This window comes from Nocardioides sp. NPDC057577, assembly GCF_042801335.1.
GTDB lineage: Bacteria > Actinomycetota > Actinomycetes > Propionibacteriales > Nocardioidaceae > Nocardioides.
Window position 1 is genome coordinate 23912 of the sequence record NZ_JBHVGB010000031.1, and the last position, 21509, is coordinate 45420.

Annotated in this window: 22 protein-coding genes; 2 read left to right on the forward strand and 20 right to left on the reverse strand. The window is 65.7% G+C overall.

Annotation, left to right across the window (positions count from 1 at the left end; translation table 11 throughout):
• Window positions 1–47 precede the first annotated feature (47 nt).
• The 20 genes from ACFU7D_RS09155 to ACFU7D_RS09250 form a co-directional block, all read right to left on the reverse strand.
• Window positions 48–1634 (reverse strand): ABC transporter substrate-binding protein, encoded by a 1587-nt coding sequence (locus tag ACFU7D_RS09155; protein WP_378866012.1) that lies wholly within the window; start codon window positions 1632–1634, stop codon window positions 48–50.
• A gap of 239 nt (window positions 1635–1873) precedes the next feature.
• Window positions 1874–2509, reverse strand: a complete 636-nt coding sequence (locus ACFU7D_RS09160) for a transcriptional regulator (RefSeq protein WP_378866015.1) — start codon at window positions 2507–2509, stop codon at window positions 1874–1876.
• A 133-nt stretch (window positions 2510–2642) separates the two neighbouring features.
• Window positions 2643–3743, reverse strand: coding sequence for a hypothetical protein (locus ACFU7D_RS09165; RefSeq protein ID WP_378866017.1), 1101 nt, complete (start codon window positions 3741–3743; stop codon window positions 2643–2645).
• A 348-nt stretch (window positions 3744–4091) separates the two neighbouring features.
• Window positions 4092–4718, reverse strand: a complete 627-nt coding sequence (locus tag ACFU7D_RS09170; protein ID WP_378866020.1) for a protein TPRXL — start codon at window positions 4716–4718, stop codon at window positions 4092–4094.
• Between the two features lie 2 nt (window positions 4719–4720).
• Complete coding sequence (locus ACFU7D_RS09175; RefSeq protein WP_378866023.1) at window positions 4721–5392, reverse strand: hypothetical protein; 672 nt, start codon at window positions 5390–5392, stop codon at window positions 4721–4723.
• Between the two features lie 19 nt (window positions 5393–5411).
• Window positions 5412–6050, reverse strand: coding sequence for a hypothetical protein (locus ACFU7D_RS09180; protein WP_378866026.1), 639 nt, complete (start codon window positions 6048–6050; stop codon window positions 5412–5414).
• A gap of 34 nt (window positions 6051–6084) precedes the next feature.
• Window positions 6085–7224 (reverse strand): hypothetical protein, encoded by a 1140-nt coding sequence (locus ACFU7D_RS09185; RefSeq protein WP_378866029.1) that lies wholly within the window; start codon window positions 7222–7224, stop codon window positions 6085–6087.
• 9 nt (window positions 7225–7233) lie between these two features.
• Window positions 7234–7533, reverse strand: a complete 300-nt coding sequence (locus ACFU7D_RS09190) for a flagellar protein FlgN (RefSeq protein ID WP_179660735.1) — start codon at window positions 7531–7533, stop codon at window positions 7234–7236.
• A 105-nt stretch (window positions 7534–7638) separates the two neighbouring features.
• Window positions 7639–7926, reverse strand: a complete 288-nt coding sequence (locus ACFU7D_RS09195; RefSeq protein ID WP_141791345.1) for a WXG100 family type VII secretion target — start codon at window positions 7924–7926, stop codon at window positions 7639–7641.
• A 337-nt stretch (window positions 7927–8263) separates the two neighbouring features.
• Window positions 8264–8551 (reverse strand): WXG100 family type VII secretion target, encoded by a 288-nt coding sequence (locus tag ACFU7D_RS09200; RefSeq protein WP_008356172.1) that lies wholly within the window; start codon window positions 8549–8551, stop codon window positions 8264–8266.
• Between the two features lie 320 nt (window positions 8552–8871).
• On the reverse strand, window positions 8872–9297 hold the full coding sequence (locus ACFU7D_RS09205) for a hypothetical protein (protein WP_378725459.1): 426 nt from the start codon (window positions 9295–9297) through the stop codon (window positions 8872–8874).
• A gap of 39 nt (window positions 9298–9336) precedes the next feature.
• Window positions 9337–10044 (reverse strand): hypothetical protein, encoded by a 708-nt coding sequence (locus tag ACFU7D_RS09210; RefSeq protein WP_378866032.1) that lies wholly within the window; start codon window positions 10042–10044, stop codon window positions 9337–9339.
• A 39-nt stretch (window positions 10045–10083) separates the two neighbouring features.
• Window positions 10084–10671: a protein TPRXL gene (locus ACFU7D_RS09215; RefSeq protein ID WP_378725463.1), complete on the reverse strand. Its 588-nt coding sequence runs from the start codon at window positions 10669–10671 to the stop codon at window positions 10084–10086.
• 20 nt (window positions 10672–10691) lie between these two features.
• Window positions 10692–11222, reverse strand: coding sequence for a hypothetical protein (locus ACFU7D_RS09220; protein WP_378866035.1), 531 nt, complete (start codon window positions 11220–11222; stop codon window positions 10692–10694).
• A 150-nt stretch (window positions 11223–11372) separates the two neighbouring features.
• Window positions 11373–12605 carry a hypothetical protein gene (locus ACFU7D_RS09225; RefSeq protein ID WP_378725467.1) on the reverse strand — a complete coding sequence of 411 codons (1233 nt, stop codon included), beginning with the start codon at window positions 12603–12605 and terminating at the stop codon, window positions 11373–11375.
• A 57-nt stretch (window positions 12606–12662) separates the two neighbouring features.
• Entirely contained in the window at window positions 12663–12965 is a 303-nt protein-coding gene (locus ACFU7D_RS09230; protein WP_378725468.1) for a flagellar protein FlgN, read from the reverse strand.
• A 127-nt stretch (window positions 12966–13092) separates the two neighbouring features.
• Complete coding sequence (locus ACFU7D_RS09235) at window positions 13093–13380, reverse strand: WXG100 family type VII secretion target (RefSeq protein WP_141791345.1); 288 nt, start codon at window positions 13378–13380, stop codon at window positions 13093–13095.
• A 335-nt stretch (window positions 13381–13715) separates the two neighbouring features.
• The gene (locus ACFU7D_RS09240) at window positions 13716–14003 is read right to left on the reverse strand and encodes a WXG100 family type VII secretion target (RefSeq protein ID WP_141791345.1); all 288 of its coding nucleotides are present in this window, start codon (window positions 14001–14003) and stop codon (window positions 13716–13718) included.
• A 114-nt stretch (window positions 14004–14117) separates the two neighbouring features.
• Window positions 14118–18623, reverse strand: a complete 4506-nt coding sequence (locus ACFU7D_RS09245) for an FtsK/SpoIIIE domain-containing protein (RefSeq protein ID WP_378725470.1) — start codon at window positions 18621–18623, stop codon at window positions 14118–14120.
• Between the two features lie 52 nt (window positions 18624–18675).
• On the reverse strand, window positions 18676–20043 hold the full coding sequence (locus tag ACFU7D_RS09250) for an RDD family protein (RefSeq protein ID WP_378866038.1): 1368 nt from the start codon (window positions 20041–20043) through the stop codon (window positions 18676–18678).
• A gap of 126 nt (window positions 20044–20169) precedes the next feature.
• Between ACFU7D_RS09250 and ACFU7D_RS09255 the strand changes: the two genes are divergently transcribed.
• Both ACFU7D_RS09255 and ACFU7D_RS09260 read left to right on the forward strand, forming a co-directional pair.
• Window positions 20170–21057, forward strand: a complete 888-nt coding sequence (locus ACFU7D_RS09255) for a spermidine synthase (protein WP_378866040.1) — start codon at window positions 20170–20172, stop codon at window positions 21055–21057.
• 192 nt (window positions 21058–21249) lie between these two features.
• Window positions 21250–21420, forward strand: coding sequence for a hypothetical protein (locus tag ACFU7D_RS09260; protein ID WP_378725475.1), 171 nt, complete (start codon window positions 21250–21252; stop codon window positions 21418–21420).
• Window positions 21421–21509 lie beyond the last annotated feature (89 nt).

Here is a 21509-nt window from a genome sequence, read left to right on the forward strand (position 1 = left end):
TATTCAAGGGTGGCGGAACCCAACCACTCCAATGCGCTAAAAGTCGCCTACTTCTTCGTCGGCGACCACTCGACGATGGTCGAGACGAGCGGTGCGACCTGTCCGGAGCGAGGCCGTACGCTGTCGACCTTCTTGTCGATCACGGTCACCGTCGGGTTCATCACGATCGGTACGACGATCGAGTCCCGGACCAGCGTCTTCTCGATCTGGACTCGTACGTCGCGGGCCTCGTAGGGATCCGCGGTGCGGGCCAGCTCGCCGATGAGGCGGTCACGCTCGCGGTCGCCGCCGCCGGTCGCGTTCTGGCTGCCCTTGCCACCCCACTGTGCCGAGATCTCCGCCGGCGTCTGCGGGACCGGGATCCGGGCGAGCACGGCGTCCCACCTGTTGCCTGAGAGCACCTTGTCGGCCGAGGACACGCCACAGTCGGTGGTGCCCCAGCCCTCGTCGTCGACGACGTTCGCGATGGTGTCGTAGGCGCCTGCGGCGAACGCGCTCGACTTGTCGTAGGAGATGCACACCTTGGCACCGCGCGGGGCCGTCGCATCCTCCGAGGCCTTGAACTTCGTGGAGAACCCGGAGTCCTCCGTCGCGATCTGGTAGCCCTCACCACCCGGCGGGAACAGCACGACGTCGGTGGCCTCGTACGCCTCGGCCCACTCGCCCGCGCCGCCCTCGGCGATGTCGCCGCGGGGTACGGCCCGCAGATAGGCCGTGCGGGTGTCCTTGCGCTTGAACAGGCCACGGTCGGAGCGGAGGATCAGCGCCCACATGGTGCCGTCGTTGGCGTTCGCGACGCCGTAGTCGCGGCGCTCGAGGTCGCGCACCTGCTTCCGGTTGGCCCTGGTCGGGGTGACCTGGACGACGTCGACCTTCTCCCCCAGGCTGTCCAGCGCGTCGGCGCCGGCCGGGGTGAGGCGTACCTGCTCGTAGGTCGGCCTGGCCTCGCCCGCGTACTCCGGGTTGGCCTCCAGGTCGACCTCCTGGCCGCCCTCGCCGGCCGAGATCTTCGAGACGCGGTAGGGGCCGCTGGAGAGCAGCGCCTCCTCGGAGGCCTTGCCGTTCTCGGCGACCGCGAAGGACGAGCTCCATGCCTCCGCGATCTTGGTGAGCTTCGCGGTGTCGGACTCCTCGATCGCGGTCTCGACGACTTCCTTGGCCTCGATCGGGTCCTCGATCTTCAGCGCCTTCTGCCCGACGACGTGCGCCGGCACGGCGACGTCCAGGGCCGTACGCCAGTCGACCACCGGCACCACGAGCGGGACCTCGATGGCGCGGGCGCCCTCGTCGACCTCAGGGATGTAGGCGCTCTTGGTCAGCCCGGTCGGCACCCCGCCGAACTCGACCCCGCCATCCGGGCTCCCCTCCTTCGGGGTGCGGAAGTAGCCCGACGTCGCCGCCCAGGCGAGCATGAGGTCGGCCGTGTCGATCGGCACGCCGTCGGACCAGGACGGCTCGGCCAGGTCGTAGCGCACCCGGGCCTGCTCGCCACTCTCCATGGTGACCTCGCCGAAGGTCTCGTCCATCTCGACGGTGTCGTTGACCAGGGTGCCGAAGGCTCCACGGGTCAGCGAGGCGATGTCGAGGTTTCCATCGGTCGCGCTCGCCGCGCTCGCCGGGTTGGTGCTCGTCAACGTCTCCGTCCACGCGACGGCGACCTGAGACCCTTCCTCCACCGAGGCCGGGAGATCACCCGAGCAAGCGGTTGCAACTAGCGCCAGACTGGCAACGGAAACGACTCCCGCTCGACGACGTGCCCCAGGATGCACCTTCAAGTCCCCTCTCCGAGACAACGGACGCCCCAGATCCTAACGAGCCTCGGCGGAGACCTGCTACCGACGTAGCCGGTCTCCGCCGACGGGGTGTCCTCACCTCACGAGGCGGGGATCTCCACCTGCTCCGTGAACTCGGCGATGGTCTTGTCCGAGCCGATCACCTTCGCGCCGTCGCGCTCGTACTCGACGAGGTACGTGTCGGCCTTCTCCTCCACCTGGAAGGCGATCCAGCCGGTGTGCTCGCCGCCGTCGCGCCGCTGCACATCCTCGAGCGGCGTACGCTTCGCGGCGGTCAGCTCCTCGGTCATCAGGCGGGTGTCCGAGCCCTCGAAGTCGGCGCCCTGGTCCCAGGAGATCTCGAAGTTCCCCTCCGAGATGCGGCCGCCGTACTCCGTGCCGGGCTTGATCTTCACCTGCAGCAGCACGACCTCGCCACCCTCGGCGATGAGGTCGGCCTCCTGCGTCGACGGGAAGTCACGGACGGCCGAGACGACCTCGATCGTGTCGCCCATGTCGGGGTCCTTGATCGTCTTCCCGATCTTGACCTCCTTCTCCTCACCCGCCGGTGCTGCGGACGGGGACTCGGAGGCCGGCGCGCTGGACTCGACCTCGACCGCCGCGTCAGCGTCCGAGTCGGTCTCCTCGGAGCCGCACCCGGTCAACGCGAGCGCGAGGCCGAGGCTGAGGCCGACGGCGGCCAGTCGATAGGTCCGGAGGGTGGTGCGAGTGCGCATGGAGAAGTTCCTTTCAACAGTGACTGTTCCCGAGATCGAGAGGTATGGCGCCACCCTGGCAACCCGAGCCCCTGGTGGCCGCTCTTTACTTCGGCGTGTCGCGGTGATCCGAACGACATCGCCTGGCCTTCGCCTATCGGCTGTTCTCGGCCACCCACTCCGGGTTGACCGCCAGAGCCGTCACAGAAGCGTCCTTGGTCGGGAAGTCGACGTCCTCCACATCGATCTCCAAGGCGATCGAAGGCTTGCCGGTCGCCAGGTCCGTGCGTACGAGGCTCAGCGCTGTCAGCTCGGTCCACATCCGGTCACTCCGGCGCTTGGTGAACCGCTTGTGCAGGTCGGTCTCGTTGGTCATCGTGTACGCGGCGTCGGAGGAGTAGGTGAGCACCTCCGCATCGAGCCCGATGTATCCCTCCACCCAACCGACCTCGTGCGCCTGGATCGGTGACTCCGCCGTCGTCGGGAGCGGCGCGCTCCACATCGTGTTCTCGACGACCCAGACGAGCTGGCCGTCCGCGACCGTCACCGCCGAGGGTGCACCGATCTGCGAGGAGGCGTCCTCCGGGTAGACGATCTCGTGGTCAACAGCAGCCTTGTCCGCCGACGTCCCCTTCGCAGTGGTCCAGGTGCGGAAGAAGTGCTGGTCGTCGTCGTTCTCCCACCCTTCGTAGACGATCCCGTCGACGCAGGGCGACGTGCTGCCCGGGCTGGTGGGCTCCAAGGTGCTCAGGATGTCCGTACCGTCATGCGGATAGGCCGAGGTCAACGCCGCAAGGTCCCACTGATCCTCCGGGATCGACTCGCTGTCCTCCTCGAAGGCCTTGGTGCTGGTGCCCCTCCCCGGCGCGAACACCCGCTCACCGCACACCGCGGCCGTAGTCGTCTGACCGTACGGAGTAACCCGGGTGGTCGCCTTGCCACTGTCCCCGTCGATGTAGGTCACGAACGGATCCTCGGACGAATCCGCGGGGCTGAAGCCGACCAACGTCCCCTGACCGACCTGCACGCGGTACCACTCATGCATCGTCTCGAGGGACTTGTCGTCGCTCGCGCGCTTGTTGTCGGTGAGCCCCGACTTGTCGATCACGTAGTCGTGCGCCGTGTCGGACGTCGTGATCCCGTGCTCCGTCCAGGAGATCCCAGCGCCTTCGACCTCCTCGAGCTCGATAGCCCGAGTCTTCCCCTCCGGCGAGACCAGCACGAGATAGCTCGAGTCCTCCCCGCCCTCCGTCACCCGAAACGCCACAACCGCGTCTTCGATCGCGAAGTCCTTCGGCGGCGGACCAACACTGCAACCAGAGACCAAGGCAGCCGTCGCCACCGTCATCGCCGCGATTCCCCGAGCCACCGCTCACACTCCGTCATCAATAGATAGGTACGACGCGGACAGGCTAGCGATCGCCGGCCTCGGCCTCTCGCCGACGTCGCTGAGCGCCGCAGAGGGTGTGGGGGTCCTCGACCTCGGGCAAGTGGAGCGCCCTGGCAGAGCGGCCCAGATCGACGTCGTTAACCATGCGAGCGCAGTAACCGAGGCATCCGGTAACCGCCGTTCGCGCAGGTCAGGCGGCCGATTGCGGCGGGATCAAGCTGGCGACCACCGCAGGGTGGACACGCACAGGTCGAGCCCGTTCTTCCACCCGATGAACTTCTCATCGGTCGCGGGCATCGCCTCTGGGCGGGCGAGGCTCGCCGTGATCTGCAAACCACGACGACGCTTGGTTCCCGGTATCGGCGTCATGTAGACGATCGACGTCACCACGATGTTGCCACCCTCGAGCACACGGGTGGATTCACGCTCGAACCGGATAAACCGCTTGTCGCCGAACAGGGGCTTCGCTCCGTGGTCGCGGACCGCTTGCGCCACGTAGGCGCCGAGATCGCCACCATCCTGCGAACGTCGGATCGCGGCAAGCATCGATGCAGGGTAGTAGGCCTTGCTGTCGCCCATGTCCCCGGTTTGAGCGAAGTAGGCGACGACATTCTGCTTCTGCATCAGCTCGTACGCCTCATCCAACTGCGACCGGAGAGTTGCGTGTAGCTCGGGCCTGTTGGCCGCCATGAACCGCTGCTTCATAGCAGCGTCCATCTTCTCCTTGCCCGCATCGTCGGGGCTGTGCCGCTCCCACCCTGGAAGAAGCTTCAACTCAAAGGCCGGATCCTTGACAGCTCCGAGCATCTCGCGCAAGGACGTCCCTCCCTGATCGTTCATGGTCACACCCCACCATTCCTAACCGACTGAAGTGGCGCCTGGTCGTAGGCCTCGAAGTCGGGATAAGAGACAACCCGTCGCGCACGCAACCGCAGGAGCGCCCGGTGTCGACTCGCGAGGAGGACCTGCTCGTCCTCGGGCGAAAGCCGGTCAAGATCGACCGAAGGCGGCTTCGTCTCCGAACGGAAGCGTTGATGTCCAACGATCGCTCCGACCGAAATCGCCAGCAGCGCCACAGCGGGAATCATCATCAGCCACCACAGCGAGTTGTCCATGTTGGCCGCCAGAATCGCGACGATCAGCCCCGCGGCAAAAATCGTCGCCATGATGCCGAACGCGGAGACTGTCCGGTCCGCCTGCCGATACGGCATGGCACGCCACTGCAGGTAGAAGTACAGGACCGAGAAGGCGCCGAGGATGCATGCGACGTAGACGAGTGCGATCACCCCGCCACTGGCGCGCCCGCCGACGAGGGCGGCGACTGCAACTCCAAGAACGATGAGTCCGACGATCGCCACCCATGTCATCAACTTCGAGATCAAGCGTTGGGCAGGGGTGCGTCGTCGGTCCCTGGCCGCCAACTCCAGCTCGAGGTAGGCATAGTCCCGGACAACACTGTTGAGCTCGTTGATGTCGAATCCAGTGCCGGCCATCTGTACAGCAGCCCAGTCCATGGGGCTCGGAGCCGCAGGTTTAGGCATTGGAGATCCGCTCCCATTCGTCTGTCGGCTTACGCGTAACTGTTGGAACTGGATCTGCCGCGAACTGTTTCCCGTTCGGCTCCGTGACTTGCAAGCTGGAGAGCAGCACCGGAAGGCTGGCCATCGTCATTTGGAAGACCTCCTGTGAGCCGGCCTCAGCAATCACGAGGACACTTCCGGATTCGTCGCCGAACGCATATACAGCCGTGAAGAGTTGGAGATGTTCTCCGTTGATCGTCTCTTCTCGCAGTGCAACACACTTGAGGCCAGGACCGAGGCCGGCACCCGGGTATTCGTCCACATCGAACCCGGCCTCACGCCATCCCGACGCGTCCAAAGGAGCGCCCGCCGCCAGCAGTATGCGCACCCGACTTGGAACGGGGACGTCGAACGGCCAGTGCAACATCACTGACAGCGTTCCGGGCTCAACGGCTTTGGCCACGACATCAGTGAGAGCGTCACGGACAGACGCTTCGACGCCAGGACCCCATGCTTCCTCGCCCCACCAGGATCGGATGCGTGCGATCTCGCTCTGAAACCACTCCTCCGGTGCACCGATGCCTTCGCTCGGAACCCGAGTCCAACCACTTTGGGGAAGGACTCCTTCAGCAAGCCACTCCGCTTCCATCATTTCCTTCTGCTAGTGAGACGAACGAGGCCGATGCTCAGTTGAAGGCGTCGACGAGCGACCCGCCCACGAGACCTATGCCGGTGTTGACGTGACCATAAACCGAGAAGCCGTGCTTCGCCATCGCCCCGTGAACTTCTCCAGCTGCCTTCCACAGGTTGGCGGTCTCGCCGATCCGGGCGAAGTCACTGACGTCCAGACCCACGTGGATCGAGGTCATGACATCGCCGAGGGCTTTGCGTCCGAGTGCAGCGTCATCGAGCCCGCTGGCAAACTTGAGTCCGGTGCTGAACTTGGACAACTTGGAAGCGCCCTCGCCCAACTCCGCGATTCCATCGGCCATCTTGCCGAATTTTCCGAAGGGAACGACGTCGAGTGCTGCTGTAAACAATTCAAAGGCCGTACATTCGCCAGCGCAGAACTGAACGGCTCGGGCAAGGAGAATTGCAGCAGATAGTGCGAGCGCGATAGCGGCGAACGGCCCTGCGACGAACAGGCCGATCACGAAGACGACCATCGCAACGATCTCCAGGACCGCGACGATGTCATCGAGCACCTCCCAGAAACCGTCCTCGATCTTGCCGGACAGTCCGTTGGTGATCCCGGAGACGGCCTCGTCGTAACCGTCCTCCCACGCGTCGTACCACGTGTCGAATCGCTCGGCGGCGTTCTCCCACGCGTCGTACGCCTGCTTCTTGGCCTCGTTGTCCTCGGCCTCTTGCTTGGCCTCCGGGCTATCCGCGTCATGGCCACCAATACCCAGAACGCCGCCGTCGGCCTCTGGCTCGAGGCTGCCGTCCTTGTCTCCCGGGAGCGCGTCGTACGTATCCCACAGGTCGGAGCAGGTCGTGGCGCTGTTGTCGATCAGCGGTTTGTACGTCTCCAGCATCTCGCCGTACTTCACGATCACCGGCCCGACCGGTTTGTAGAGCTCAGCCGCCTCGTCCAGAGTCTTGTAGGAGTCGCCAATGGTCTCCTGCAGCTTGGCGATCGCCTCGCCGCTCATCGCGCCGCTGGACAAGGTGTTCTCCTTGATCCCGCGCAGCGTGTCCGAAGCGGCCTCCATCATCGTGCCGACCCGGATGATGTCTTGCCCCCGCGAGATGACCCCTGAGGGAGAGCCCTCAACACTCTTGATCTCACGGCCGCGCGGGGAATCCGGCATGCTACCGAACATCTTCCACCCCTACTCTTTCGCCGTGAAAGCCACGGCCATATCGTTGTCTCCGCCTTTGAATCCGCTCACGACGTCATCGATGTGCTTCTTCACACCTTCGAGACTCTCTTTGAGTTCGTCGCGCTTGTCATCCCAGCGCTCCTCGAAGTCGCACGCTTGATCGCGCAACTCGCTCTTGTCGAACGGGTCACCGATATCAGCCTCGAGATCTTCAGATCTGCTGGTGGCGTTGTCGAACTCATCGATGATCGTCCCCAAGCTCGAGGCCGCCGCCTCGAGGTCAGAGAACGTAATCGCTACATCTGGCACGGTGCTGCACCTTTCGGACGTCTAGCAAAGACCGGCCATGGGCCGAGAAAAGGAAACATGAGAGCGGCGGAGGCCCAACCGATGTAGCCCCCGCCGCAAGGTTGATCAGCCGCCGGCGAGCTGGGAGTCCAGGTCCTGGATCGCCGTGGCCATGTCACGCAGAGCCTGAGCCATGTCCTCGACACCAGCAATGGCGTCCTTCAGACCAGTGGTCATCTCCGAGTAGCCGTCCTGGAACTTGCCCGACGCCTTCTCCGTCTTGAACCCGTCCTGAACCAGCTCGTCCACGTAGCCCTGGCACTCATCCAGCGCCGACTCGATCGTGTCCTTGCCCTGGTCGAGCTTGTCGGCAGTGCCGGTCATCTCGTCGTAGGTTGCACCGAAGTCACTCATCGATCATTACCTTCCCGCGATTCCATTGCACGACACCCGTTGCGGGGCCGTTCGTCACCACAAGTCACGCGTCACACGGTCGTGAAGCGTGAACCCGACGAGCCGATGCCGTCATCGCGGACGCGGTCCGAGATCAGGGCGATCGACGTAGTCACGGTAGTCCTACCCGCTACGTCGAGTTCTAAACATCTTCGAAAGTAAAGTTCTGCTGGCCCCGTGAGGAGGTCGTAGCAGGGCACCAGCGGGAGTCGACACACCGCGGCGCCTGACCGACGCCCGAGATGGATAGGTGATGGGCCCGCAGATGCTGGCCCATCACCTTGACCAACGCTGTGACTCAGCCGCCGGCGAGCTGCGAGTCCAGGTCCTGGATCGCCGTGGCCATGTCACGCAGAGCCTGAGCCATGTCCTCGACGCCGGCAATGGCGTCCTTGAGGCCCGTGGTCATCTCCGTGTAGCCGTCCTGGAACTTACCGGACGCCTTCTCCGTCTTGAACCCGTCCTGAACAAGCTCATCAACGTAGCCCTGGCACTCGTCCAGCGCGGACTCGATCGTGTCCTTGCCCTGGTCGAGCTTGTCGGCGGTGCCGGTCATCTCGTCGTATGTTGCCCCGAAGTCACTCATCGATCATTGCCTTTCCCGCGATTTCATTACACGGTGCCCCATTGGGCAGCCGCTGGTCACCGTAGGCCACGCTTCACAAACTTGTGAAGCGCAATAACGGATTCGTTGTCGTCTTCATACACAGTTCTCGTTCCCGCCCGCCAGCGGCATCCGCAGGGTCACCGATGAGACCGTCGCGACCCGACCGAGATATCCCGCAAGGCACACAAGAACACGGGATAAGGGCGACCAGAACCAGCCGCTCACCTTACCTACGCAACCGCACATCGATCGCGCGACAGGCCAATGTGTCGCGTCCCGAGTCAGGGAGCTGGGTGCCCTCAGAACTCGGGGAGTTCGTCCGGGTCATCCCAGGGGGACTCGGAGCCGTCATCACGAACGAAGTGGGAGGTCACTGCGGTCGCCGGAGCGGTGACGGTTCCGTCCAACGTGCCCTGAATGCCGGTGAGGTACTTCTCCGCGATCTTTCCGTTGAAGACACCGTCGAGCAGGGCACTCGGTCCGCCCGGGATGTTCTGGACAAAGACGTTGACCGACGACCCCGACCCGTTCTGGTGGACTCGAAGCATGATGACCTTCGGCCACGACAGGGCCTTGGTCTTCTGCCTGATGATCAGGGCCTGGCCCTCATTGTGCACGGCCCTGATCTCGTACTTCTTCTCGTGCTGCGCAACCCCGAGAGCAGCCTGGAAGGCCGCCTCTGGGGTGACGTCGAGGTCCGCACTTCTCGCTCGTTCCGATCCCACGTGAACCCTTTGCTACATAGATGGATGAAAGCCGTGAGGTTAGACGCGACCCTGAGCGTCGAACTTGTGCCACGTTCCGACGCGCATTCGCTGCATCCGGTGACGCTGGTCCGGGGTCAGTTCTACGATCCCGCGCTCGCTGAGCACGTCGAGAACTTCCTCGCGCGCGGCACTGTAGCGCCGCTGCGCACGATCGCTCTTCGGCACTCCTGCACGATGCTCCGACTTCGACACGAGCTGGAGGATCGTCAGGGCGAGACCGAGCACGCCGGCGACCAACGCCGACCACTCGAGCCAGTCCCCGGGAAGATCGCCGTCGTAGGACTTCCCGACGACGAAGGTGACCACGACGGACACCGTCGCCACAAGACCGGAGACGATCGCGATCATCGACCGGGAACGCGTCTGCCACCACATGCTGAGCCAGGTCGCCGAGACGACGATCGCGATGACGAACAGGAAGGTCGCGATCAGCGTCAGATCATCCTGAGCGGAAGCGTCCTCCGTCGTGGTTGCCCAGGCGACCAGACCGGCCGCGAGCGCCGGCGCCAACAGGAACGCACCGAGCGCCATCATCATCGCAACCATGATCACGCCGAGGAGCCAGTTCGGCCCACCGTCGTCTCCGCTCGGGGTGAGCCGCTCCGAGATGATCTGCTCCTCGAGGTCACCCCACTTGATCGGGGTGGCGACGTTGGCCGACCGTGCCCACTCATGTGCCGACGGGCCCTTGTCAAAGGACAGCAAGTTCAGGCCTTCCACAATCGATTAGGAATCAGTCCCGGTTCACGCGCTACCGCGGTTCCACCGAAGCGTAGCGACGCATGCGTCGAGGACCGCGCGGGTCGCGACCAGCGCGGGTGCGTCAGGTTCGACGTCCGGCGTACGCGCGAAGGCTGCCACCAGCTGCAGCGCCCTACGCCGTTGGGTGCCGGGGATCGGGGTGAAGTAGATCAGGGAGTGGTTGATGATCGACTCGCCATCGAGGTCGATCGTGCGCTCCCGCTCGAATCGCAGGGTGCGCGGGTCGCCGAACAACGGCTTCGCGCCGTACTTCTGGATGGCGTTGTGGGCCATCTTGTCCAATGACTGACCGGGCTCGCCCGTGCGGATCGAGGCGTTGATCGAGGCCGGCAGGACGATGGCGTCGTCCGGCTGCTCGCCTGCCGGCGCGAAGAAGGCGAAGACGTCGTTCTTCCGCATCCCGTCGAACGCCTTGTCGAACATGGCCTTCGCCTCGACGAACAGGTCGGGGCGGTGAGCCTCCATGAACCGCTTCTTCATCCCATTGAGGAGCTCATCGTGTCCACCATCGATGTCGAAACGAGCCCACCCTCGCGGGAGGTCGATCTCGAAGTCCACGGTCTTACGCACGCCAAGTTGCTCACGTAGGTTCACAGCGTCGCCCCATCCGTCGCGATCGGCCAAGACTCGTCCACCGGCACTCCGGGCAGAGGAACCGACTTGAACACCTTCCCGTCCTCGCGGACCATCCGAAGTATGTCCTTGAGCGCCACCAGCCCGCGAACGACCGAGGTCGTCAACTGCGGAATGCACTCGTCCACGCCGACCAGCAGGAGGGCCTCGCCATCGCTGAACGCGAAGTTCACCGACTCGATGATGACCGATCCACCCTCGAAGTTCAGCTCCTTGCGCGAGGACAGCTGAGCGCCTGGTCCGATGTGATCGGCGTCGGCCGCGTGCACGACGCCGTCCCATTGGGACATGTCCGGGACCGACTCGCTCTCCACCACATGCAGGTGGCACATCACCGCAGCCGCCGACATGACCGGCCACACCTGGAACAGGGCGTACGCCTCAGAGGTCTCACGCTCGTCGAGGGCCATCTGCAGCAGCCCGCGGATGTCTTCGATCGTCGTCGCCTCGCCATCCCAACGCGGCGTACCGACCAGCTCATCGAGCATGCTCGAAGTCTCGTCGACCCACCGTTCACACTGAGCGGGCGTCAACCCTTCAGGAACAGGGAGCCAACCTGGAACATCCAGGTCGTCAACCAGCTCTACTGCCCACTTCGCCACTCTGCACCTCAGACGTTTGTTGCGCTTGAACCGAACCTAGAAACCAAGCCAGGCAGGCATGCCCGGGACCTTGATCTCAGGGATGTCGATCGGGATGGGGTCGAAGTGATCCGTCCCCTGCGTGAGCTTTCCGGCGTTGCCGAGGGTGCCGAGCGTCGCGCCGAAGCGGGCAACCCCGAACTCGATCTTCGTCATGCCCCGGAACGCGCCCAGACCACCCTTGAGCGCATCGAGGTTGCCCATGTACATCTTCAGGTTGTCGGTCCGGAAGGCCTTGAAGGGCTTACCGATCACGCCCTCGAGAACCTCCGCGCCGCTCTTCACCTTGAAGGCGTCCTTGAGTCGAGCTGCCTTGGTCAGGTCACCGATCGGACCCTTGCTCATGGCACCCCAGGTCCTGGACAGAGCGGTCATCTTGCCGCCCTTCGCCATATTGGCCAGATGGCCGAGCTTGGAAAGGTTCGACAGCTTCCCGATCGGAATGATGGCCAAGGCATCTAGGGCCAACTGCCCGAGACTTTGCTGCCCGCAGGCGAACTTGATGGCGGAAACCGCAAAGGCAGCGAGCGCGAGGATGGCGGCCAGCGCACCGAAACCGGTGCAGAAGATCGCGACCACGGCGATGATCAGAGCGGCCCACGTCAAGACCTCGTAGACCGCGTCGATGAAGTCGCCGTAGTTGTCCCAGAAGCCGTCCTCGATGGATCCGGACAGGCCGTCGGAGATCCCGCTGACGGCTGCGTCGAAGCCGTCCTCCCACACGTCGTACCAGGTGTCGAAGACTTCGGCCTCGGTCTCCCAGTTGTCGTAGGCTTCCTTCTTGGCCTTGTTGTCGGCGGCCTCTTCCTTGTCGGTGTCGCCGATGCCGAGGAAACCGCCGTCGTCCTCGGTCGTGCTGTCGTCCTTGTCGCCGGGCAGGGCGTCGTAGATGTCCCAGAGGTCGCTGCACGAGTTCGCGGTGCGGTCGATCAGCGGTTTGTAGGTCTCCAGCATCTCGCCGTAGGTGACGAGCACCGGACCAACAGGCTTGTAGAGGTCGGCCGCTTCTTCGAGGACCTTGTAGGAGTCACCGATGGTCTCCTGAAGCTTCTCGATGGCCTTACCCTGCTGCTCGCCGCCGGCGAAGGTGTTCTCCTTGATGTCGCGCAGCGTGTCAGCCGAGGCATCCATCATCTTGCCGAGCCGCTCGATCGCGGACCCTCGCGCGATGATCCCTGAGGGCGAACCCTCGACCGACTTGATCTCGCGCCCCTTCGGGGAATCCTGCATGCCACCGAACATGTGGGGGTTGTCCTTTCCGTCAGGAGCGTTTAAAGGCTTGGGGTTCTACTTCTTCTTGGGCTCGAACTGGAGGGCGGTCTCGCTGTCCCACTGCTCGATCCCGTCGATAACGCCCTTGATGTGCTCACTGACCTTCTTCAGGCTGTCTTTGAGGTCGTTGCGCTTGTCGTCCCAGCGCTCCTCGAAGTCACAGGCCTTATCGCGCAGATCGCTGATGTCGAACGGGTCGCCGATGTCAGCCTCGAGATCCTCGGAGCTGTCAGTGGCGTTCTCGAACTCGTCGACGATCGAGTCCAATGACGTCTTGACCTTCTCGAGCTCAGAGATCTTGATCAAGATATCCGCCATGACTGTGCACCTTTCACGTGGTTACTGAGCACGCGGTCGAGTGTGGTCATCGCAGCGCGTGATCGAGAGAAAATGGAGAGATGGTGGGCCAGCAGACGCCAGCCCACCATCTGGCAAGCGTTGTTGATCAGCCGCCGGCGAGCTGGGAGTCCAGGTCCTGGATCGCCGTGGCCATGTCACGCAGAGCCTGAGCCATGTCCTCGACACCAGCAATGGCGTCCTTCAGACCAGTGGTCATCTCCGAGTAGCCGTCCTGGAACTTGCCCGACGCCTTCTCCGTCTTGAACCCGTCCTGAACCAGCTCGTCCACGTAGCCCTGGCACTCGTCCAGCGCCGACTCGATCGTGTCCTTGCCCTGGTCGAGCTTGTCGGCGGTGCCGGTCATCTCGTCGTAGGTTGCCCCGAAGTCACTCATCGATCATTGCCTTTCCGCAATTTTCATTACACGTCACCGCGTTGCGGCGCCGTTCGTCACCATCACTCACGCATCACATGGTCGAGAAGCGTGAACCCGACGAGCCGACACCGTTTTCCCGGGCGTGGTCCGAGATCCAGGCGATCAACGTCGTCGAGGTAGTTCTACCCGCTACGTCCGGTTCTAAACATCTCCGAAGGTAAAGGATTCTGCTCACCTCGGTTAGGAGGTTGCAACAGCGCGCCAGCGGGAGTCGACACCGCGGCGGCATCTGGCCGAGACGGGTGATGGTGGGCCCCATGAAGCAAGCCCACCATCGTGACCCACGTTGTTGCTCAGCCGCCGGCGAGCTGCGAGTCCAGGTCCTGGATCGCCGTGGCCATGTCACGCAGAGCCTGAGCCATGTCCTCGACACCAGCAATGGCGTCCTTCAGACCAGTGGTCATCTCCGAGTAGCCGTCCTGGAACTTGCCCGACGCCTTCTCCGTCTTGAACCCGTCCTGAACCAGCTCGTCCACGTAGCCCTGGCACTCATCCAGCGCCGACTCGATCGTGTCCTTGCCCTGGTCGAGCTTGTCGGCAGTGCCGGTCATCTCGTCGTATGTTGCGCCGAAGTCACTCATCGATCATTGCCTTTCCCGGGATTTTCATGAGGTGACGCCTCTGAGAACGCCGCTGGCCACCGTAGGCCACCCGTCACAAGGATGTGAAGGGTAAAAACGACCTCGTTGTCAGATTCATGCAGAGTTCTCGGAGTCGCTCGCCAAGGGCATCTGCATGGTCACCATGCGCCCGGCCTGGACGAAGATTCCGCGGCCCGTGGGGAAGTCGGTGCGCTTGAGCTTGCCGAACGGAACCTTGAACAGCGTGTCGCCGTCGTAGGTGTCCGGCTTGAGCACGATGCCCTGGCGGGCTGCCTTCCATTCACCCATCACACCCGAGCCGCCGCCGGCGCGAGTGACGTCGGCGTCGCCGACGAAGAGGTGGTCGGAGTTGTTGATCGCCTGCAGCAGGGCGCGCATCGGACGGTCGGCGGGACCGTCGGCCAGGTGGGTCATGTCCTCGGCGACGATCATGATGCGGCCGGGGAAGGACTCGTCGGCGACGATCTCGGCGAGCTCGGTGACGAGCGCCTTCTCGTCGTCGGGGCGGGTGGCGCTGCGTACCCAAGGTCGGAAGTCGCCGAGCAGGGCGCGACGGCTGCCGAGGTGGAACAGCTTCACCTCGGGGTCGAAGCGTTCGACGGACTCGATGAGCGCCTTGAGTGCGTTCGTCTTACCGGACTGCGGCGGGCCGGTGATGATGAACGAGCCGATCGGGTCGAAGCCACGCGCGGACAGGGTGTCGTCGGAGATACCGAAGACGGGCTGCCCGTTGGCCTGCGCCGGCATGGCGCTGCTGGAGATCTTCGTCGGCAGGGCGCCGATCTCGCCGACCTCGGGAACACCCAGCGCACGCAGCTGCGAGACCAGCTCGTCGAGAGCCTTGGTCTGCTCGGCGACGTTGGTCGTGCCGCCCAGGACAGCGAGCTGCACCTCGGCCTTGTCGACGACGGCGCGCCCGGGCACCGACTGCTCGTTGAGTACGTCCTTGGGTGCTCCGACCAGGACGTACTGGCTCGGGTCGGAGAGCCGCATGACGACACGGCGCGGGATGTTCGCGAAGACCGCGGTCGGCACCGAGCCGCTGCGGTCGGCGGTGATCACCGCGTGGATGCCGAGCGGGCGGCCCTCACCGAGGACCCGCATGAAGGACTGGTAGAACGGCGCGCGACCGGCGGCGATCTCCCACTCCTTCTTGAACTCGGGGTAGTTGTCGATCAGGAGCAGGATGCGCGGCATCGACTGGTCGGCGATCTCCCGGTATTCGGTGAGGTTCGCGGCCGCGGCCTTGGAGAACAGCTCGGAGCGGCGGTCCATCTCCCGCTCGAGGGTGCGCATCAGCCGCTGCAGACGCTCGGCGTCGTCGCCGTCGATGATCGAGCCGACGTGCGGGAGGCGCTCGATCGCACCCAGCGCGCCGGAGGCGAAGTCGAGGCCGTAGACCTGGACCCGGCCGAGCTCAGGCCGAGCACCGGCAGCGGTTGCGATCGTCTTCAACAACGTCGACTTTCCGGAACCGGAGGACCCGAAGATGAGCAGCGACCCGTCGCGGTCGGGAGAGAAGTAGATCGCGTTCTGCTGCTGACGCTCCGGGATGTCGGCGAGACCCAGCAGGATCTGTCCGTCACCCTCCAGCGGCAGGTCGCGCATGTCGACCACGGACGCCAGGTCGTCGAGCCATGGTCGCCGCGGGGTCATCAGACCAGCGGTGGCGGAGGCCTTGATCAGGTTGGCCACGATCCGCTTCTGGTCGTTGGGGCCGAGGTCCTCGTCGTGCGAGTCGCTCTCCGGCGGACGCTCCGGCTCCCACTCCGTGATCGAACCGAACTTGAGCTCGGCCACCTTCACGTCGGCGGTGACGACCTCGTCGTCGCTCGTCCAACCACCCGCGTAGGCCGACTGGAACGGGGTCAGGCGGCCGGGTCCGGTCTTCGCGATGCCGCGCCCCGGCAGGGACGGCGGGAAGGTCCCGGCGATCGGGTCGTCGACGACGTCCTTGGAGTCGCTCTCGTCGGCCATACGCAGTGCGACGCGGAGGTTGGTGTTGGCCCGCAGGTTGTCCTTGATGACACCGGCCGGGCGCTGGGTCGCCATGATCAGGTGGATGCCGAGCGAACGACCTCGCTGGGCGATGTCGACGACGCCGTCGACGAACTCCGGCACCTCACCGGCCAGCGCGGCGAACTCGTCGATGACGAGCACCAGCGCGGGCGGGCACTCCGGGTCCTGTCGCTTCTCCAGCTCGAGGAGGTCCTTGGCCTTCTTCCGGTTGAAGAGGTGCTCGCGGTAGTGCAGCTCGGCCTTGAGGCTGGTCAGCGCACGGCGTACGAGGTGGGGGCTCAGGTCGGTCACCAGACCGACACAGTGCGGCAGCTCGATGCAGTCGGCGAAGGCCGAGCCGCCCTTGTAGTCGACGAAGAGGAACGTCACCCGGTCGGGCGAGTGGGCCGAGGCGATGCCGAGCACCCACGCCTGCAGGAACTCTGACTTACCGGCACCGGTGGTGCCTCCGACGAGGGCGTGCGGACCCTGCGTACGCAGGTCCAGCGTCATCGCGTCCGAGGCTCCCTGGCCGATGATGGCGCGCAGGTTGCCCGCCTTCTTCAGCCGCGGCCGCGGGCGGTCGGAGCGGTCGATGACCGAGTTGTTCTGCCGCCAGCGCTCCACCACGGAGTGCGGGTCCTCGGCCACCTCGTTGCCGACCAACGACAGGAACCCGACCGAGTTGGGCAGGTCGGAGGAGTCGTGGACGACCGTGCTGGCGTCCACCACCGGCGCGAGCCGCTTGGCGAACATCTCCATGTAGGCGTTGGAGACACCCTCCACCGTGACGCCCTCGTGGAGGTCGCCGTTACGGACCAGTCCGACGGTGGCGCGCTCCAGGCCGTTGCTCACGTCCAGGAAGCTGCGGCACACGGCCGGCAGCGCCTCGACGGTGGAGGACATGAAGACGGCATGTACGCCGACATCGGCACCACGCTCGAGGACCTGGACCAGCCGGGCGCGGTCCACGGGAGCGTCGTTGGTGACGAAGACGACGATCGAGACCTGCACCCGGGCGTTGGTCTCCTCCCCGGCGCGGGCGACGTCGGTGCCGTACTGCATCGGGTTCCACTTCTCGGCGAACGGGCCGCGGTGCTCCGCGGTCCGGCCGGCGCGCATGATGTATTCCTCCAGCGCGCTGAGCAGGGCGTTGGCCGTCGGCGCGGAGTCGGCCAGCGGCATGTCCTTGAACCGGTTGGTCTCCGAGGTGGTGTGCGGCAGCCACTTGAGCCACTCGAACTCCTCGACCCAGTCCGGGTCGGCGAAGGCGACGGTGACGACCTCGTTGGGCGCGTGCAGACCGAAGAGCTGCACCGCGAGCCCACGCATCGCGTCGGCGGCCGGACCGGCCGGTCCGGCGACACCCACGGAGCCCACCGCCGGGAGCGACTCGAGCAGCGGTACGTCGTCGACGTACTTGTAGCGCTCCTGGAGGCGGTCGATGCGCTCGATGAAGTCGGGCAGGCCGTTCTGGGTGTCACGCTCGGCGATCGAGTTGCGCGACGGGGCGCGGGTCGTGCCGAGGCGTACGGCCAGGAAGTTCCAGTGCTCGGGGCGGCGGGTCCACAGCCGTGGACCGAGCTGCATCGCCTGCTCGAAGACCTCCGCGACCGGCGGGACCTCCTCGTTGCGGGCGAGCTCCTCCTCCGGCTTGCTGCGGTAGAAGGTCTCCTCCAGCTTCTCGAACTGCCGCTCGAAGAGCTGGATCTCGTGGTCCTGCTTCGCACCGGCCTGACGGCTCTGGTTGATGAAGTTGCCGACCGCCATCATCGGCGTCATCACGACCAGCAGCAGCGCCCGGGCGCGGCCGGTCATCGCGTAGATCGAGAGCGCCATGATGATCGGCGCGATCAGCACGAACCACGGGAACAGCTTCTTCTGCATCTCCGTGGGCATCCACGGCGGCGGGTGCTCGGTGCCGGGGTAGCGGACGTCGACCCGCGGGCTGCGGTTGAAGAGCAGGCCGCCACCGCGCTCGAGCACCGGGTCCTCGACGGCGGAGAGGAAGTCGGCCGAGAGCTGCATGACCAGCGTGGTGCTGCCGATGACGACGGGCGTGTCCGGAGCCAGACGTACGCGGGAGACCTGGGTGCCGTCGACGACGACGCCGTTGGCCGAGTTGAGGTCGACCAGCTCGACCGAGCGGTCCACCTCGATGCGGGCGTGACGCTTGGAGACCATCGGGTCGGCGAGCACGATCTCGTTCTCGGGCCCACGACCGATGGAGGCGTGACCGGTGACCAGCGGGAACGCCTGACCGCGCACGGGCCCGTCGATCGCTCGCAGCACACCGACGCTCTTGCGCCGTGAGCCGGTCGCCTCGCTATCCGGTCCCAAGTTGACCACCGCAGCGGCGAAGCCCGACCCGATCGGAGCCTCACCGATGGGGATGTCGTGCTGGAGCGGCTCCATCCGCTCCGCGGTCGGCGGGGCGACCGCCAGGGTCAAGACGTCGTGCTCCCCCGCGATGATCGAACGAGCCGGGTCCGCGTCGGCGATGTGCCGAGCGACGTCACCCGCAGTCGCGGTCGAGTCGGCCGTGACGATCACATCCGCAGGCGCAACACCGGGCCGGTGGAGTGTGAGCTTGACCTTCATTCTTCGTTCCCCTCGTCAACGTTCCTCAGAGATCGTGCGGCTGGGGCGGCGGTCACCCGCGACGCACCAGGGCAGAGCGGTCGCCGAAGCGGATCATCGCGCCGACCGGTGCCAGCACCGGCTCCCAGGCGTTCAGCCGTCGGGTGGCACCCTCGTGGGTCACCACGGTGCCGTTGGTCGAGCCTCGGTCGGTGACCTCGACGCCGTCGCCGCTGGGGCGCAGGGACAGGTGGGTCTTCGAGACCGACACGTCGATGATCGAGACCGTACGCGCCCCCAGCGTGTTCTCCGTCAGGGCGGGGTCACGGCCGACCAGCACCAGGCCGGTCACCGGGATCCGCTCGCCAGAGTCGACCTTGAGCATGATGCCCCGCTCGCGCGGCTGCGCCGGAGGCTGCTGGCCGCCGGATGTGGGCAGCGGCGTGGGAGCGGGTGCCGGCGTGGGAGCCGGCGTCGGGGTGGGCGTGGGAGCCGGCGCTGGGGTCGGCGCCGGGGGCGGGGTCGGGTAGGGCGTAGGCGTCGGGGTCGGAGGCGGCGGGGGAACTGTCTGGCCCTGGTTGGGCGTCACCGCGCGCGAGGGCGGGATCGACGGGGTCACCGGCTTCGGTGCCACCGGTCCCGACGGCGGGGTCGCGAGCGCGCCACCGGGAGCGGCGCCCGGCTCGTCGTTCCTCGCCTTCGGGCGGGAGACGCCGAGCACGCCGGCGCTGACCCGCCCCGAGGGCCGGTAGCTCCCGGCGTCGTGGTCGTTGGGGGTGGTGAGCGAGGGCAGCGACTTCCGCTGCGCAACGGGCGCGGCCGCGACCGTCTTGCGGGCGATGCGCATCCGCTTCTCGTCGTAGGGGTCGAGACCCTCGCGGACGTCGACCATCCAGGTCTCGGCGACCTTGTCGTGCCAGCCGCGGCTCCGGTTCTCCTTGTCGAACAGCGGCGAGGCGAGGAAGGCGATCGGCGCGATCGGGATGATTCCGGAGCCCCAGAGCACCAGGGCGCGGAGGAAGGCGCGGCCGACGCCCGGTCGCTCGAGCGTCTTGACGTTGATCGAGCGGATCCCGGCGAGGGACTTGCCCAGCGTGACCCCGCGGCGGCCGTGGAAGACGATCTGGACGATGACGTAGACCAGGCTCAGCAGCACGGTCGCGCCGCCCGCGATCGCCGCCAGCATGAAGTCGGGGTGGCTCAGGAACCGGGCGAAGCCGAACTTGCCCTGCATCAGCTTCAGCAGCAGCGGGAACGTGAAGACGAGAAAGGGGACCTGCAGGAGCAGGTAGCAGACGATGTCGACGGCGGCCGCGACCGCACGGCGGCCCAGCGGCGCGTCCTTCAGGCCGAGCGAGGCGGCGTAGGCCGGATCCGGCTTCCCGTCGGCGGTGAGACCCTCGATCCGGTCGTCATGTTCGGCGACCTCCCATATCTCCACCGCAAGAACTCCCTCACGCCCGATATCCGAGTCCCGACGTCCGAGAACTGCGGCGCTGACCAACGACGCCAGCAGGTTACCGGAATGTCCCGGCTCGGGCGCGATGGTGTCTGGCAGGATCGAGGTATGTCAACACCCTCCGGGCCATCGGGGAGCCTCGAGCGCATCGTCTTCTCGGACGGCAGCACCGCCGATCTCGTACGCAAGGAGGACGGCTGGGCCATCCAGATCGACGGCGTCGCGCAGTCCCATCTCGGCGAAGACCCGGCGCAGCCGCCGAAGCTCGCCTCGATCCGGTGGATGCTGGCTGCGCTCGGGGACCAGGCACCTCGCAGCGCCGCCCACCTCGGCGGGGCGCTGCTCGCCCTCCCCCGTGCGGTCGCCCACCGATGGCCCGCGGCCACGCAGACGGTCGTGGAGCTGGAGCCCGCGCTGGTCGAGCTGACCAGGTCACGGTTCCCGCTTCCTCCTGGGATCACCATGGAGACCGCCGAGGCACGCTCGTGGCTCGAGGCTCACCCGGGCTCGGAGCATGACGCCATCGTCATCGACGTCTTCGTCGGCAACCGGATCCCGCCCGCCTTCACGTCCCTGGAATGCATCACCGCGGCCCGCCGCGCGCTGAGCGAGGACGGCCGGCTCGTGCTGAACTCCGTCGCCGGCCCCGAGCTGCTCTTCACCCGTCGTGAGCTCGCCACGTTGCGTACGGTCTTCGGGCATGTCGCGATGATCGTGCAGGGGTCTGCGCTCGCGGGAGCGAGGTTCGGCAACGCCACGCTGATCGCCTCGGCGTCCCCGATCGACCACGGCGTGATCCGCGCCTCGCTCGCCGGCGACCCGTCGAAGGGCGCCCTGGTGACCGACCTCGACCCGATCATCGACGGCGCAGATCCGATCAGCGATGCCGACCAGCTCTGGTCCCCGGAGCCGAACCTTCCTGACGCGAGCGCCGCGCTGCGGCTCCTCGAGCAGGCCCGCCAGGCGGTCGACACGCTCAGATCCGCCGCGGACTGACCGTCATCGTCTTTGTCTAGCGAGATTCGGCCCTATCGCTCGGCAGATACCGCATCAGGCATCGACAGCCATTTCTTTTACCGAAACCGGCTTGTAACGTTCAAACAACCTGCTCGCGACTTGGGGGCGGGATGCTTGATGCGCAGGACAAACCACGATGCACACCATCTATCCGTTGTAGGGGGGACCTCGATGGAAACACTCACCGCCACCCAGCCTGAGGCAAAGATTGCCGCGAAGCAGCACAGCCTCAAGTTCCGTCACGCCAGTGCCCTGACGAAGCTCATGGACGAGCGCCAGGACCTGCGCGGTGTTCACGTGTTCGCCGACTTCGTCGACGACTCGGTGCGCTGGTCCGCGTGACCAGCAGCTAAATGGGGGGATCCACTGATCCCGTTGCGCGAGGCCCGGCCGATGACGGCCGGGCCTCCGCTTGTTTTCCGGCCCTAGGC